The organism is Sphingomonas sp. IC081 (assembly GCF_006874585.1).
Taxonomy (GTDB): Bacteria; Pseudomonadota; Alphaproteobacteria; order Sphingomonadales; family Sphingomonadaceae; genus Novosphingobium.
The window spans coordinates 73420-86956 of sequence record NZ_CP029761.1 but is presented as its reverse complement, the minus strand read 5'-3'; the positions used below and the strand labels follow the sequence as shown (position 1 = coordinate 86956).

Annotated in this window: 13 protein-coding genes; 7 read left to right on the top strand and 6 right to left on the bottom strand. The window is 67.7% G+C overall.

Translation table 11 applies throughout. The annotated features are described in order from the left end of the window. Positions 1-55: 55 nt before the first annotated feature. The gene (locus DM450_RS00490) at positions 56-757 is read left to right on the top strand and encodes an HAD family hydrolase (RefSeq protein WP_142632128.1); all 702 of its coding nucleotides are present in this window, start codon (positions 56-58) and stop codon (positions 755-757) included. 169 nt (positions 758-926) lie between these two features. Here DM450_RS00490 and nudC read toward each other — a convergent pair whose 3' ends face one another. From nudC to mutY, 3 genes are read right to left on the bottom strand one after another with little or no spacing between them, the layout of a single operon-like run. Beyond that, positions 927-1841, bottom strand: a complete 915-nt coding sequence (gene nudC, locus DM450_RS00485; RefSeq protein WP_409529367.1) for an NAD(+) diphosphatase — start codon at positions 1839-1841, stop codon at positions 927-929. Further along, positions 1841-3109 carry a serine hydrolase domain-containing protein gene (locus DM450_RS00480; RefSeq protein WP_142637324.1) on the bottom strand — a complete coding sequence of 423 codons (1269 nt, stop codon included), beginning with the start codon at positions 3107-3109 and terminating at the stop codon, positions 1841-1843. The genes nudC and DM450_RS00480 overlap by 1 nt, the downstream gene beginning before the upstream one ends. 26 nt (positions 3110-3135) lie before the next feature. Next, the gene (mutY, locus tag DM450_RS00475) at positions 3136-4182 is read right to left on the bottom strand and encodes an A/G-specific adenine glycosylase (protein WP_142632126.1); all 1047 of its coding nucleotides are present in this window, start codon (positions 4180-4182) and stop codon (positions 3136-3138) included. Between the two features lie 29 nt (positions 4183-4211). Here mutY and DM450_RS00470 point away from each other — a divergent pair, with 29 nt between their 5' ends. The 5 genes from DM450_RS00470 (at position 4212) to DM450_RS00450 (ending at position 10449) form a co-directional block, all read left to right on the top strand. After that, positions 4212-4772 (top strand): DUF721 domain-containing protein, encoded by a 561-nt coding sequence (locus DM450_RS00470; protein WP_142632125.1) that lies wholly within the window; start codon positions 4212-4214, stop codon positions 4770-4772. Then, complete coding sequence (locus tag DM450_RS00465; RefSeq protein ID WP_260610016.1) at positions 4769-5533, top strand: DsbA family protein; 765 nt, start codon at positions 4769-4771, stop codon at positions 5531-5533. Before DM450_RS00470 ends, DM450_RS00465 begins: the two co-directional genes overlap by 4 nt. 125 nt (positions 5534-5658) lie before the next feature. Next, positions 5659-6429, top strand: coding sequence for a thioredoxin domain-containing protein (locus tag DM450_RS00460; protein WP_142632124.1), 771 nt, complete (start codon positions 5659-5661; stop codon positions 6427-6429). Between the two features lie 32 nt (positions 6430-6461). After that, positions 6462-9899, top strand: a complete 3438-nt coding sequence (gene smc / locus DM450_RS00455; RefSeq protein ID WP_142632123.1) for a chromosome segregation protein SMC — start codon at positions 6462-6464, stop codon at positions 9897-9899. Positions 9900-9906: 7 nt separating this feature from the next. After that, a complete protein-coding gene (locus DM450_RS00450) occupies positions 9907-10449 on the top strand; it encodes a hypothetical protein (RefSeq protein WP_221889442.1) in 543 nt (180 codons plus the stop codon). A 1-nt stretch (position 10450) separates the two neighbouring features. On the opposite strand, the gene soxR is transcribed toward DM450_RS00450, so the two are convergent. Beyond that, complete coding sequence (gene soxR / locus DM450_RS00445) at positions 10451-10891, bottom strand: redox-sensitive transcriptional activator SoxR (RefSeq protein WP_142632122.1); 441 nt, start codon at positions 10889-10891, stop codon at positions 10451-10453. Between the two features lie 102 nt (positions 10892-10993). On the opposite strand from soxR, the gene DM450_RS00440 reads away from it, so the two are divergent. Continuing rightward, positions 10994-11380, top strand: a complete 387-nt coding sequence (locus DM450_RS00440; protein ID WP_142632121.1) for a VOC family protein — start codon at positions 10994-10996, stop codon at positions 11378-11380. 20 nt (positions 11381-11400) lie between these two features. Here the strand turns inward: DM450_RS00440 and add are convergent, their stop codons facing one another. Then, entirely contained in the window at positions 11401-12534 is a 1134-nt protein-coding gene (gene add, locus DM450_RS00435; RefSeq protein WP_142632120.1) for an adenosine deaminase, read from the bottom strand. 112 nt (positions 12535-12646) lie between these two features. After that, positions 12647-13513, bottom strand: coding sequence for an oxygen-dependent coproporphyrinogen oxidase (gene hemF / locus DM450_RS00430; RefSeq protein ID WP_142632119.1), 867 nt, complete (start codon positions 13511-13513; stop codon positions 12647-12649). Positions 13514-13537 lie beyond the last annotated feature (24 nt).

Sequence of the window (13537 nt, the reverse complement as noted above, 5' to 3'; positions counted from 1 at the left end):
ATGCGGTTTCCCGTTTTGCAATGGTTCCGACGCGATCCGGCTTCATATTGAGGTCATGGCTACATCGATACTGACACCGCCGCGTGTGCTGCCCGATCCGATCCGGGCAGCCATCTTCGACATGGACGGAACGCTGCTCGACACCGAGGCCGCGCATCGCCGCGCCTTTGTCGAGACCGGCCACGCCTTCGGCCGGCCGCTGCCGGACGATCTGCTCCATTCGATGGTCGGTGTGCATCGCGGCGGCAGCCGCCGCCTCGTGGCGGAGCGCATGGGCGCCGATTTCCCGCTCGATCATTTCTTCGATGAAAGCGACGTGGTGTTCGAGGCCATGGTCGAGGCGGGCATCGCGCTGCGCCCCGGCGCCGAAGTGATCCTCGACCATTTCACCAGGGCCGGCGTTCCGCTCGCCATCGCCACCTCGACCGAAGCGCCTTACGCGGCGCAGCGGCTGGAGAAGGCGGGACTGCTCTCCTACTTCGACGTCGTCGTGACCCGCAGCGACGTCACCCATGCCAAGCCGCACCCGGAGCCCTACCTGCTGGCCGCCAGCCGCCTCGGCGTCGATCCGGCGCATTGCGTGGCGGTGGAGGACAGCCCGGCGGGCGTGGCCGCCTCGTCCGCGGCGGGGATCGCCACCGTGCTGGTGCCGGACCTGCTGCCGCCGACCGAGGAAATGGTGCTCGCCAGCGCCAAGGTGTTGCCCAGCCTCCATGCCCTGCGCGACCTGCTGCTGGCGCCTGCCGAGGCGGGTTGACGTCAGTCCAAGATCGGCCTTTCAACCAATCTCTTCGTCGCCCCCGCGCAGGCGGGGGCCCCGCTTGCCTTTAGCCGCTCACCAAGAAAAGCGGGGTCCCCGCCTGCGCGGGGACGACGAGGTTTGATGTGTAAGGTCTGAACTGCGACGGGCTGTTCCAAGGACCCGTCTAATCCCGCGCTTGCTGATCCAGCCACCACCGCATCAACACATGCGCGATCGCATGGGCGGGCGGTGCGCCGAAGGCCTTGCCGTTCTCGTTCCGGCCGATAGCTTCCAGCGCATCCGCCACCTCCGCGCGGGTGAACCAGCGGGCATCCTCAAGCTCGGTGGTGTCGATGGTGATCCCGTCACTTTCGGCCACGGCGTAACAGCCGATCATCAGCGACGACGGGAACGGCCAGGGCTGGCTGGCGACATAGCGCACATCACGCACCCTGACGCCGGCTTCCTCGAAGATCTCGCGGGCGACGGCTTCTTCCACCGTCTCGCCCGGCTCCACGAAGCCGGCCAGCGTCGAATAGCGCCCCTCGGGAAAACGCGGCTGTCGGCCCAGCAGCGCGCGGCCCTCGTGCTCGACCAACATGATCGTCACCGGATCGACGCGCGGGAAATGCTCGGTACCGCAATCCGGGTTGGTGCAGGTCCGCTGCCAGCCGCCCTTGGCCAGCACCGTGCCCGACCCGCAGGTGGAGCAGAACCGGTGGCGGCAATGCCAGCTGACCAGACTCCGCGCAGTGCCATAGGCCGCCAGTTCGTAAGGCGGCAGCACCGCCATCGTCAGCCAGTTGACCGGCGTGGCGTGCGGCCCGCCCGGCGGCGTGACGGCGGGGACTTCGGCAAAGCAACCCGCCTCCCCGTCGAGGCCAAGGAAGATCAGTTCGCTGTCCGGCGCGGCATGGTCGAGCCCGTCCCACAACAGCGCCCCGCTCCCCGCCAGCACCGCGTCGAGCCCGTCCAGCCGCAGAAGCCGCGCATTCGGCCCCTGCAAGGCGGCGAGCGCTTCGGGATCGCCACGCACATGATCGGCGCGGTCGAGGTGGGCGCCTGAAAAGGCAATGGGCAGAAGCGGGGGGGGCAGGATCAAGCGGACTTCTCCAACAGGGCCATGACATCGGCCTTCAATGCAGTCTGGAACTCGGGCAGGAGCGGCATCGCATCGCTCGGCATGAACTGGACGAACAGTTGCGAGCGGATCGCGTGGTTCATGTCGACCATGCCCACCGTCCCCGCCGCGCCGGACCAGCCGAACATGCCCGTCTCCGCGCCAAGGCCGATACGCCCCCCCGCCCCGAACGCGGCCGGGCCGCCGATCATGTGCGAGCGGTCAGCCCCATCGGGCAGCAGATTCGAAGTCCCCATCGCCACCGCGCGCTGCGACAAAACGCGCCGCCCGTCGATCACACCGCCCTGCGCCAGCAGGCGCAGAAAGCGGTCGTAGTCGCGCGGCGTGCTGACCAGGCCGGAACCGCCAAAGGGAAAGGCCGGAGGGTCGAGATAGACCGAGCTTTCCGGCGGATCGATCGGCACCAACACGCCGCCCAGCGCCCCGTAATTGGTCGTCAGCCGCCGCGCCTGCGCGCGCGGCACGGTAAACGTGGTGCTGACCATGCCCGCCGGGCCGAACAGCGCTTCGGCGAGATAGGCGTCGAAACTCTTGCCGGTCACGACCTCGATCACCCGGCCCATCACGTCCAGCCCCATCGAATAGGACCAGCGCGTCCCCGGATCGGCCACCAGCGGCAGCGCCGCCAGCCGGTCGGCAAAGTGATCGAGGCCGCGAACGGTCGGCCCATACGTCAGCCCCGGCACCTCGATCCGGCTGATCCGGCCGGGCACCAGCCCCTGCCGCACATAAGCGTCGTGGATCGGCCCGGTCTGGACGATGGAATAACCGATGCCCGAAGTATGCGTGACCAGATGGCGCATCGTGATCGGGCGCGGTGCGGGATGCAGGCGGTCGAGCGGGCCGTCGTAACGATCCTGCACCTGCATCGTGCGCCACGCGGGCAGGATGTCGGCCAGCGGCTGGTCGAGCGACAGCCGCCCTTCCTCCACCAGTTGCATCGCCATCAGGCCTGTGACCGGCTTGGTCATCGAATAGATGCGGAACAGGCTGTCCGGCCCCATCGGCATGCCGTCGTCGAAACCCTGCATGCCGCGCGCGACGAAACGGGCCTCGCGCCCCGCCGTGCCGACCGAGGCGACCATGCCGGGAAACTTGCCGATGCCGACCCAGCGCTCAACCAGGGCCGAAACTTTGGGCAGCGCCGCAGGCTGCTCTACCGCCCATGCCAGACGCGGCATCAAGGCCGCCCCGAGTCCTGCCGCCGCGCCCAGCCTCAAGGCCATGCGCCGGTCGATCAGCGCCGAAAGACTCACACGGTCTCCGCCAGTGCGAGGCGGGCGGCCTTGGCGAACAGCGTCGGCAGTCCGGCCTCGTCAATGCGGTCAAGCGGCCACCATTCGCCCTCGCCCGGCGGATCGCCCGCCAACGCGCCGATATGCACCTGAAGCGAGAGTTCCAACGCGAAATGGGTGAAGACGTGGCCGACCCTGCCCGCATTCTCCCAAGGCCCGTCGATCGGCCCCTTGCCGCTGCCGTCGCCGCGCGCGATCCAGCCGTCATCCGGCAGCGCGCGCATCCCGCCCAGCATCCCCTTTTCGGGACGGCGGACCAGCCAGACATGGTCATCCCGCTCGATCCAGAACGCCCGCCCCAGCCGCGTCGGCTTGGCCTTCTTCGCCGCCTTGACCGGCAGCCGCTCCGGCTCGCCTGCGGCGCGCGCCTTGCAGGGATCGGCCAGCGGGCAAAGCAGGCAGCGCGGCGCGCGTGACGTACAGACGGTGGCGCCAAGGTCCATCATGGCCTGCGCGAAATCACCCGCGCGAGAGTCCGGCGTGATCGTATCAGCCAGCGCGCGGATCGTCGGCCGTGATCCCGGCAGCGGCTCTTCCAGCGCGAACAGCCGCGAAACCACCCGCTCGACGTTCGCATCCACCACCACCGCGCGCCGCCCAAAGGCAATCGCCGCCACGGCAGCGGCGGTGTAGGCGCCCAGCCCCGGCAGCGCGCGCAGTTCCTCCTCGGTATCGGGGAACGCGCCCCCCCGCTCCGCCACCGCGCGGGCGCAGGCCAGCAGGTTGCGGGCGCGGGCGTAGTAACCAAGCCCCGCCCATGCCGCCATGACCTCCTCGTCAGCTGCCGCGGCAAGATCGGTCACGTGCGGCCAGCGCGCGGTGAACCTGGCGAAGTAGTCCTTCACCGCCGCCACCGTGGTCTGCTGCAGCATCACTTCGGACAGCCACACCCGGTAGGGCTCCGGCGCCGGCGTTCCCGGCGGCGCCCGCCAGGGCAGCGTGCGGGCATTGCGGTCGTACCAGCCGAGAAGCAGGTCGGGGATCGTATCGCGGCTGGCGTCCATGCCAGCCCTATGGCATTGGAGCGCCGACAATGGAACGGGATCGCCCCAAGAACTCCGGCAAGAACGCCGCAAAGACGCCGAAGCGTTTCGAACGCCCGCGCGGCGGACAGGCGCGTGCGATTGCCGACCTCATGCCCGAAGTGGGCCGAACCGCCTTCCGCCGCTTCGGCTTCGTGCAATCAAGCGTGGTGACCCGCTGGCCGGAGATCGTCGGCGCCCGCCACGCGCGCGTCTGCTCGCCCGAATCGATCCGCTTTCCGCCCGGCGAGAAGTGCGACGGCATCCTGCAACTGGTGGTCGCCCCCGCCCATGCGCCGATGATCCAGCATGTCGTGCCCGAGATCATCGAGCGGGTGAACCGCTTCTTCGGCTACAAGGCCGTGGCCAAAGCAAAAATCCGGCAAGGCGAGGTTAAGCCGCCACCTGCTGCAAGGCCGCGGACCGCGCCGCCAAGCGTGAAGCCGGTGCCCTTCGAACTGGGCGAATCGCTGCGCGACGTCGGTGATCCGGAACTTCGCGCGGTGCTGGAATCGCTGGCACGCAGTCTGGCCGCCAAGGACGAGACATTAAAGGACGAACGGGGTACATGATGACCATCTCGAAGTCGCGCGCTGCAAAGCTCGGCGCGCTAGCCGCAGCCGCCCTTCTCGCGACCGGCGCCGCACCGGCCCGCAAGCCGGCCGGCAAACCGGCTGCCGCCGCCAAACCCGCTCCCACCACCGCCAACTGGGCCGCGACGGTGACGATCACTGCAGACGGCAGTCACCTGCTGGGCAACCCCAGGGCGGCGACCCGGGTCACCGAATTCGTCAGCTACACCTGCCCGCACTGCGCCCACTTCACCAAGGAATCGGACGCCCCGCTGCGCCAGGGCATGGTGGCGAAAGGCCAGGTCGCGCTGACCATCACCAACCTGCTGCGCAACCCGATCGACCTCACCATCGCCATGCTGACGACCTGCGGCGATCCCAAGCGGTTTGTCGTGCGCCACAATGCCTTCCTCGCTACCCAGGACATCTGGATGGCCAAGCTGAACACCATCGGCGAGGACCGCCAGAAGCTGTGGTATCAGGGCGACATCCAGACCCGTATGCGCACCATCGCGGCCGACTTCGACTTCTATTCGATGGTCGCGCCCTGGGGCGTCACCCATGCCAAGGCCGACCAGTGCATCAACGACAAGGCTGCCTTCGCCAAGCTGGAGCAGCAGCAGAAGACCGTGCAGGCGGTTGGCGCCAACTCCACGCCCAGCTTCGTGCTCGACGGCAAGCTGCTCGATGCGCATGACTGGGCTGGCCTCTCGCAGGCTCTGTCCGCCAAGCAGGCCGCCCAGCGCAAGGGCAGCATCTAACCTCGCCCGACCTCCCGAAAGCCCCGGAAATCCTGTGGGAAAGCAGGCTTTCCGGGCATCCCCCCAGCTTTGAACGCGAAAGCCCATAGGCTAGCTTTCGCACTTCCAATCGAGGATTCGCATCGATGACCCGTCCCGTTTTCCGCAAGATCGTTCTCGGCCTCGCCCTGGCCCCGCTCGCGCTCGGCCTTGCCGCTTGCGGCAAGAAAGACCCGGCTGACGGCGGCACTTCGGCTCCCATCTCCAGTGAGGCGCTGGCAAAGGTCGCCGCACCCGCCGGCAAGACCTGGTCGGATGTCGTCGCGAAGACCGCCGATGGCGGCTACCGCATCGGCAACCCCGAAGCCCCGATCAAGCTGGTCGAATACGGCGCGCTTTCGTGCTCGCACTGCGCCAAGTTCGCGACCGACGGCTTCGGCACCCTGCGCGATACGTACATCAACAGCGGCCGGGTGAGCTATGAAGTGCGCTTCTTCATGCTCAACATCTACGATATCGCCGCCACCCTGCAGGCCACTTGCAGTTCGACCGAGGCAGTACTGCCGCTCGCCGAGCAGTTCTGGGCCTGGCAGCCCAACATGTTCCAGAAGCTGCAGGCGGCCGGTGAAGCCAGGCTTCAGGGCATCCAGAACCTGCCCAAGAACCAGCAGATGGCCGCGCTTTCCGAAGTCAGCGGCATGACCGAGTTCTTCACCTCACGCGGGATCTCGCGCGATCAGGCAAACCAGTGCCTCGGCGATGCCGCCAAGGCGCAGGCGCTTGCCGACCAGACCGAAAAGGCCACCAAGGACCTCAACATCACCGGCACGCCCACCTTCCTGATCAACGGCAGCAACGTCGGTTCGATGGAGTTCAAGGAACTGGAAGCCAAGCTCCAGGAAGCCGGCGCGCGCTGATGCTCCGCCAGCCCCAGGCCTGACCTCGATCGATGCGCATCAAGCGGCTCAAGCTCAGTGGATTCAAGAGCTTCGTTGAGCCTGCAGAACTGCGCATCGAACCCGGGCTGACGGGTGTCGTCGGCCCCAACGGCTGCGGCAAGTCCAACCTCCTCGAAGCGATCCGCTGGGTCATGGGCGAAAACTCGGCCAAGTCGATGCGCGGCGGCGGGATGGAAGACGTGATCTTTGCGGGGACGGCCAATCGCCCTCCCCGCGCCTTTGCCGAAGTCGTGCTGCACGGCGAAACCGCGCTCAATTCCGACGGCGTGCGCGAGGAACTTGAAGTTATCCGCCGGATCGAGCGCGGCGCGGGCAGCGCCTACCGCGTCAATGGCCGCGACGTGCGCGCCAAGGACGTGGCGCTGATCTTCGCCGACGCCGCCACCGGCGCGCATAGCCCCGCACTGGTCTCGCAGGGCCGTATCGCCGCCGTCATCGCCGCCAAGCCCGCCGAACGCCGCGCCATGCTGGAAGAGGCCGCGGGCATCGCCGGCCTCCACGTCCGCCGCAAGGACGCCGAAACCAAGCTGCGCGCGACCGAAGCCAACCTCGCCCGCCTCGAAGACCTCATGGCGGGGCTGGACAAGCAGGTCCTCGCCCTGCGCCGTCACGCCAAGGCGGCGGAGCGCTACAAGGCGCTGACCGACCAGATCCGCCTCGCCGAAGCCCGCGTGGTGTTCGCCCGCTGGCGCGATGCCGCAGCCGCTGCCGAAGCCGCGCGCAAGGAAGCGCAGGCTGCCGAACTGCGGGTCAACGCCGCGCAGGACCTCACCGCCGAAGCGCAGAAGCAGCAGGCCGAAGCTGCCAAGGCGCTGATCCTCGCGCGGGACGAACTTGCCGACCGGCGGGACGATGCCAGCGCGCAAGGCCACCGCATGGCGACGCTGACCAGCCAGTTCGAAGCCGCCGAGCAGCGTCTCAAGGACCTTGACCGCCAGAAACAGAGGCTGGAGGAAGATCGCGGCGATGCCGACAGGCTGACCCGCGACGCGGCCGAAGCGCTCACCCGGCTGGAGAAGGAACTGGCCGAAGGACGCCGCCAGCTCGAACTCGACGAAGCGACGCGTCCGCGGCTGGCCAATGCCCTCGAAGGCGCCGAACGCGCCTCGCGCGCGGCCGAGCTCGATCTGGCGCAGGCCACCGCCGCGCAGGCCGGGGTCGAGGCGGAGTGGCGGATCGCCGAAGCCGAACGCGCGCAGGCCCACGCCCGGCTTGACCGGCTCTCCGGCGAAATGACGCGCCTTGCCGCGCAAGTCGGGGCTCTGCCGCAGGCAGAAGATCTCGATGCGGCCTTCGCCGAGGCGCAGGCGCGTGCCGCAGCGGCCAGTGCCGCGCTTGCCGCCGCCCGCACCGGGCTGGAGGCACAGCAGGCCCGCAAGGGCGAACTTCAGGCCGAGCGCGACAACGCCGCCTCCACGCTCGCCGCCGCCCGGGCCGATCTGACCGGCATCGAGCGCGAACATGCCGCGCTGCTGAAGGACCGCGAAGCCCGCGCCAAAGGCGCCAAGGCGGCGCATGGCCTGCCCGTCGCCATCGACGCGGTGAAAGTTTCGCCCGGTTACGAACGCGCGCTGGCCGCCGTGCTGGGCCGCGACGCCCGCGCCCCCTTGGGGGAGGTCGCCAAGGCAGACGGCCGGTTCTGGACCGGCGCCAAGGCGCCCGCTGCCGTCCCGGACAGCCTTGCCGCCCATGTCACCCGGTGCCCACCGGAACTCGCCGCTCGCCTGGCGCTGGTCCATGTTACCGATGAGGACGATGCACGCCCGCTCGCCCCCGGCGAATGGCTGGTCACGCGCGGTGGTGTGCTGCGGCGCTGGGACGGTTTCATCGCGCGCGGCGAAGGCGCTGCCGAAGCGGCGCGGCTGGAAGCGGAAAACCGCTTTGCCCAGCTCGACGCGCAATTGCCGCCCTTGCGCGAAGCGGTTTCCGTTGCCGAGGCCCGCCAGGGCGAGGTCCAGCAACAGCTGGCTGCGCTCTCCACCGCCGTGGTCGCCGCCGAACGGGCGATTGCCGATGCCGCCACGGCGGAACGCACCACCTTGCGCGGCGTCGATCAGGCAGAGGACGCCCGCCAGCGTCACACCGCCCGCCGTGCCGAGCTCGCCCGCGCCGAAGCGGAACTCACCGAGCAGCGCCAGGCGGCCGAGCAGGATGTCGCCGCCGCCGAGGCGAAGCGCGCGGCCCTGCCCGATCCCGAAACCGGCCGCGCCGCGCTCGACGAAGCCAGGCAGCAGAACGATACCTCCCGGACCGCACTGCAGGCGGCGACCGCGGCACTTGCGGCGCACGATCAGGGGCTGGCCGTCGCCCGCGAACGCACGACCTCCCAGGCCGGCGACATTCGCGGCTGGCAGGCCCGCGCCGGGGATGCCGCCAACCGCCTTGCGCAAATGGGCGGCCGGCTGGAGGAGATCGAGAACGAGCGTGCAGTCATCGCTGCCAAGCCCGCCTCGCTGCTCGAGCAGATCGAACAAGGCGAAGCGGTCCGGGAGCGTCTGGCCGAGGAGCTGGCCAAGGCCGACGCAGCCGTCGGCACCCTCGCAGAAACCGCGCGCAAGGCTGATGCGGCGCTTGCCGCCGCGCAGGAAACGCTCGCCTCGGCCCGCGAATACCGCGCCGGAACCGCTGCCCGCGCCGAGAACGAGGATGCCCGCCGTATCGAGACCACCCGGGTTTCGGGCGAACGTTTCCAGTGCCCGCCGCCGGTCCTGGCCGAACGCTTCGGCTTCATGCCCGGCGACGTCGGCCATGCCGACAACGAAGGTTCGGGCATGGACCGCCTTGTCGCCGAGCGCGAGCGGATCGGCCCGGTCAACCTGCTTGCCGCCGACGAACTGGCCGAGGCCGAGGCACGGCTTGGCGTCAGCGCCACCGAAAAAGCCGATCTGGCCGAAGCGGTCGCGCGGCTGCGCGGCTCGATCGGCAATCTCAATCGCGAAGGCCGTGAGCGCCTGCGCGCCGCCTTCGAGGCGGTCGACGGCCACTTCCGCCGCCTGTTCACGCGGCTGTTCCAGGGCGGCCAGGCGCACCTCGCGCTGGTCGATTCGGACGATCCGCTGGAAGCCGGCCTCGAGATCTTCGCCCAGCCGCCGGGTAAGCGGTTGCAGTCGCTGACGCTGCTTTCGGGCGGCGAGCAGGCGCTCACTGCCGTCGCGCTGATCTTTGGACTGTTCCTCACCAACCCGGCGCCGATCTGCGTGCTCGACGAAGTCGACGCGCCGCTGGACGATGCCAATATCGAGCGCTTCTGCGACCTCCTCGAAGCGATGACCAAGGAAACCGACACGCGCTATCTTGTCGTCACCCACAATGCGGTGACGATGAGCCGGATGCACCGCCTGTTCGGCGTGACGATGGTCGAAAAGGGCGTCTCGCGCCTCGTCAGCGTCGACCTTGTCGGTGCAGAGCAACTGCTCGCTGCGGAATGACGGTCAGATGTCCCTGCCGATTCCCCTGATCGACGGCTACCTGCCGCAGTTCCAGTTTTCCGAGACGCATTCGGCCAAGGTAAAAGCCGCAACCGGAACCATCCTCGAGGCTGTTGCTGCCTATCGCCCGGAAAACGATCCGTTCTTCCGCAGCATGATCGCCCTGCGCGAACTGCCCGCCCGGCTCACCGGAAAACGGCGCCCGGAACCCTTCGGCATGGCAAACTTCACCCTGCTGGAGCGCACGCCGGACGGGTTGGTCTATGGCCTTGTCGGTCGGTTCTGGCAGGCCGATTACGGTCTTTGCCCGGTGGCGGACGGCCACGCGTTCAAGGCCTTCGACAAGCGCGGCGTCGCCAAACTCGCGCTCGGCTTCGATGTCCAGCAGACGCCTGATGGTTGCCGTCTCACGACGCAGACCCGCGTCTTGTGCCCCGATCGCGAATCCTTCCGGCGTTTCCGGCCCTACTGGCTGCTCATCCGTCCGGTCAGCGGGCTGATCCGGCGGCGTATCCTTGGCGCCATCCGCCGGACCGCCGAACGCGGCTGATTCACTTCAGCACGAAGCGAGGCCCTGGCCCCAATGCTGCCGCTTCGTCATCGCGGTTGTAGAGGCGGCATTTGGCAAGGCTGAGGCAGCCACAGCCGATGCATTCATCCAGCTTGCGGCGGGTCAGTTCCAGCAGCGCGATCCTGGCATCGATCGCCTCGCGCATGGAGAGGCTGATGCGTTCCCAGTCCTCCATCGTCGGCGTGCGTCCTTGCGGCAAACTGGAGAGTTCGCGCTCGATCTCGGCAAGGCCGAGGCCCAATTTTTGCGCGATCAGTACAAAGCTGACCCGGCGAATGTCGGAGCGCAGGAAACGCCGCTGGTTGCCGCTCGACCGCAGCGAAGTGAGCAGCCCCTTCTCCTCGTAGAAGCGGATGGCGGAAACCGCGACACCGGTGCGGCGGGCGAGATACCCGATGGAGATGAAGCGATCCTCGACCATCGGCGACTTGTGCCGCCTTTTTCGTTTGACCTCAAGTTAACTTGAGATTGCATCAAGGCGAGGCCGGCGATTCGACCGGCGGAAAATGCAGGAGACATTCCGATGGCCCAGGGCCGCCTCGAACATGCCAACATCACCGTCAGCGACATCGACCGTTCGTCCGCGCTGCTGCAGGACCTGCTCGGCTGGCACGAACGCTGGCGGGGGCCCGCCATCAACGGCGGCGAGACGATCCATGTCGGCGGGGACTTCAGCTACATCGCGGTCTACACCGACCGCAAGACGCAGGCGAAGGACGGCACAAGGCGCTTCGGCAAGGGCGCCCCGCTCAACCACGTCGGCCTGGTGGTGGACGACCTCGACGAAGCCGAACGCCGGGTGATCGCGGCAGGCCTGGTGCCGTTCAACCATGCCTACTATGAGCCGGGCCGCCGCTTCTATTTCTTCGACTGGGACGGCATCGAGTTCGAACTCGTCAGCTACGCGTAAGTCCGCATGCCCCCCCCCCCTTAGACCTTGACGCCCTGCGCCTTGGCAAAGGCATCGAGCCGGGCCTGGAACGCGGCCTTGCGCTCGGGGGAGATCCAGGCTGCATCGAAGGCGTTACGCTCGATCCGCAGCAGTTCGGCCTTGGTCAGGCTGCTGCGGATCTGCGCCTTCACCATGACCTCGTTGATGTACTCGCTGCCCATATAGGCCGGATCGTCCGAGTTGAGCGTGACCTTGAGCCCATTGTCGAGCATGCCGCGCACGACGTCGACCGGCTTGCCGTTCACGAGGATCTGCCCCGAGAAGGTCGGGCAGACGGTGAAGGCGATGCCCCGTTCGCGCGCGATAGCCATCAGTTCCGGCGATTGCAGGATATTGCCGCCGTGATCGATCCGCTCGACCCCGATGTCGAGCAGCGCCTCGCGAATATGGCCGAGCGTATCCTTCTGGTTGACGTCGCAGTGCGCCGTCACGTGCAGGCCGGCCGCGCGTGCCTTGGCGAAGTGGGCGGCAAACTTGCCGGGCGGATTGTCCTTCTCGTCGGAATCGAGACCGACACCGACCAGTCTGTCCTTGTAGGGCAGCGCGGCATCGAGCGCCTTCATGGCATTGTCGGCCGTAAGATCCCGCATGAAGCAGAGGATCAACTGCGATTCGATACCCAGTTTCGCCTGGGCATCGACACGCGCCTGCGTGATTCCCTCGATCACCGCCTCGACCGCGATGCCCCGGTCGATATGCTGCTGGGGATCAAAGAACATCTCGGCATAGAGCACGTTCTGCGCATGGGCCTTGGCCAGATAGGCATAGGCCAGGTCGTAGAAGTCCTGCTGCTTGAGCAGCACGTTCATGCCGTCGTAGTAGATCGCCAGGAAGCTCGGCAGGTCGTGGTAGACGTAGCTGCGCTTCATCGCCGCGACATCGGCAAAAGGCAGCTTTAACCCGTTACGCTGGGCGAGCGCGAACTTCATCTCGGCTTCCAGCGTGCCTTCGAGATGGACGTGGTATTCCGCCTTGGGCATGGCCGCGATGAAGCGGGCCATGTCGCCCGCCGTGCCCTCGGCAGGCGCCGCCAGTGCGCGCACGCCGCCAAGAGCAGGAAGCGCAGGCACAAGAAGCGCGGCCTGCGTGAACGACCGTCGGGAAAGCAGCATCGGATACTCGCACCTGAAGGAAACCCCGTTCCTCTATCCGCGAATGCCCTGGTGCCTGTCCATCGACGAAAACGACACGCCCCATTCCAGAAAAGCGGGGACTGCCTTCGACTTAGCTCCAGGTCGCCTCGGGCGGCAGGCTCATCAGGATGGCGTCGATGTTGCCGCCGGTCTTGAGGCCGAACAGCGTGCCCCGGTCGTAGACAAGATTGAACTCGGCGTAGCGCCCACGCCATTCGAGCTGCCGGGCCTTGTCGGCGGGCGTGAAATCCAGCCCCATCCGACGGCGCACGAGGCGCGGGAACACCGCGAGGAAGGCCTCCCCCACCGCCTGGGTAAAGGCGAAATTGGCCTCCCACGCGGCATCATCGGCGCATTCGAGGTGATCGTAGAAGATGCCGCCCACACCGCGATGAACCTTGCGGTGGGGAATGTAGAAATACTCGTCCGCCCAGGTCTTGTAACGCTCGTAATAGCGCTCGCCGTGGGCGTCGCAGGCCGCCTTGAGTTCGGCGTGGAACTCGGCGGTATCCTCGTCATAGGGCAGCGGCGGATTGAGATCGGCACCGCCGCCGAACCAGGCCTTGGTGGTGGTGAGGAAACGGGTGTTCATGTGCACGGCCGGCACGTGCGGGTTGCGCATGTGTGCGACGAGGCTGATGCCGGTGGCGGAAAAGGCGTTCTGTTCGGCCGAGGCGCCATTGATCGTGCCGGCGAAATCCTTCGAAAGCGCGCCGACAACGGTGGAAACGTTGACGCCCACCTTCTCGAAGACCTCACCCTTCATCAGCGCGCGGGTGCCGCCTCCGGTCTCGCCGTCCTCGCCGCCTTCAACCGCCGCCCGCTTCCACGGGGTATACTCGAAGGAAGCGGAGGAGCCTGCCTCGCGCTCGATCGCCTCGAACTCGGCGCAGATGCGGCTGCGCAACGTCTCGAACCAGTGACGGGCGCGGTCGGTGTGGGCAGTCCAGTCGGTCATTCGTTTTCCCCTTGCGGCCGCGCT

Excerpts from the sequence above, each read along its gene's own strand:
- DM450_RS00490 (WP_142632128.1), top strand. The coding sequence starts at position 56 with ATGGCTACATCGATACTGACACCGCCGCGTGTGCTGCCCGATCCGATC.
- DM450_RS00480 (WP_142637324.1), bottom strand. The coding sequence starts at position 3,109 with ATGGCCTTGAGGCTGGGCGCGGCGGCAGGACTCGGGGCGGCCTTGATG.
- mutY (WP_142632126.1), bottom strand. The coding sequence starts at position 4,182 with ATGGACGCCAGCCGCGATACGATCCCCGACCTGCTTCTCGGCTGGTAC.
- DM450_RS00470 (WP_142632125.1), top strand. The coding sequence starts at position 4,212 with ATGGAACGGGATCGCCCCAAGAACTCCGGCAAGAACGCCGCAAAGACG.
- DM450_RS00465 (WP_260610016.1), top strand. The coding sequence starts at position 4,769 with ATGATGACCATCTCGAAGTCGCGCGCTGCAAAGCTCGGCGCGCTAGCC.
- DM450_RS00460 (WP_142632124.1), top strand. The coding sequence starts at position 5,659 with ATGACCCGTCCCGTTTTCCGCAAGATCGTTCTCGGCCTCGCCCTGGCC.
- smc (WP_142632123.1), top strand. The coding sequence starts at position 6,462 with ATGCGCATCAAGCGGCTCAAGCTCAGTGGATTCAAGAGCTTCGTTGAG.
- DM450_RS00450 (WP_221889442.1), top strand. The coding sequence starts at position 9,907 with ATGTCCCTGCCGATTCCCCTGATCGACGGCTACCTGCCGCAGTTCCAG.
- soxR (WP_142632122.1), bottom strand. The coding sequence starts at position 10,891 with ATGGTCGAGGATCGCTTCATCTCCATCGGGTATCTCGCCCGCCGCACC.
- DM450_RS00440 (WP_142632121.1), top strand. The coding sequence starts at position 10,994 with ATGGCCCAGGGCCGCCTCGAACATGCCAACATCACCGTCAGCGACATC.
- add (WP_142632120.1), bottom strand. The coding sequence starts at position 12,534 with ATGCTGCTTTCCCGACGGTCGTTCACGCAGGCCGCGCTTCTTGTGCCT.
- hemF (WP_142632119.1), bottom strand. The coding sequence starts at position 13,513 with ATGACCGACTGGACTGCCCACACCGACCGCGCCCGTCACTGGTTCGAG.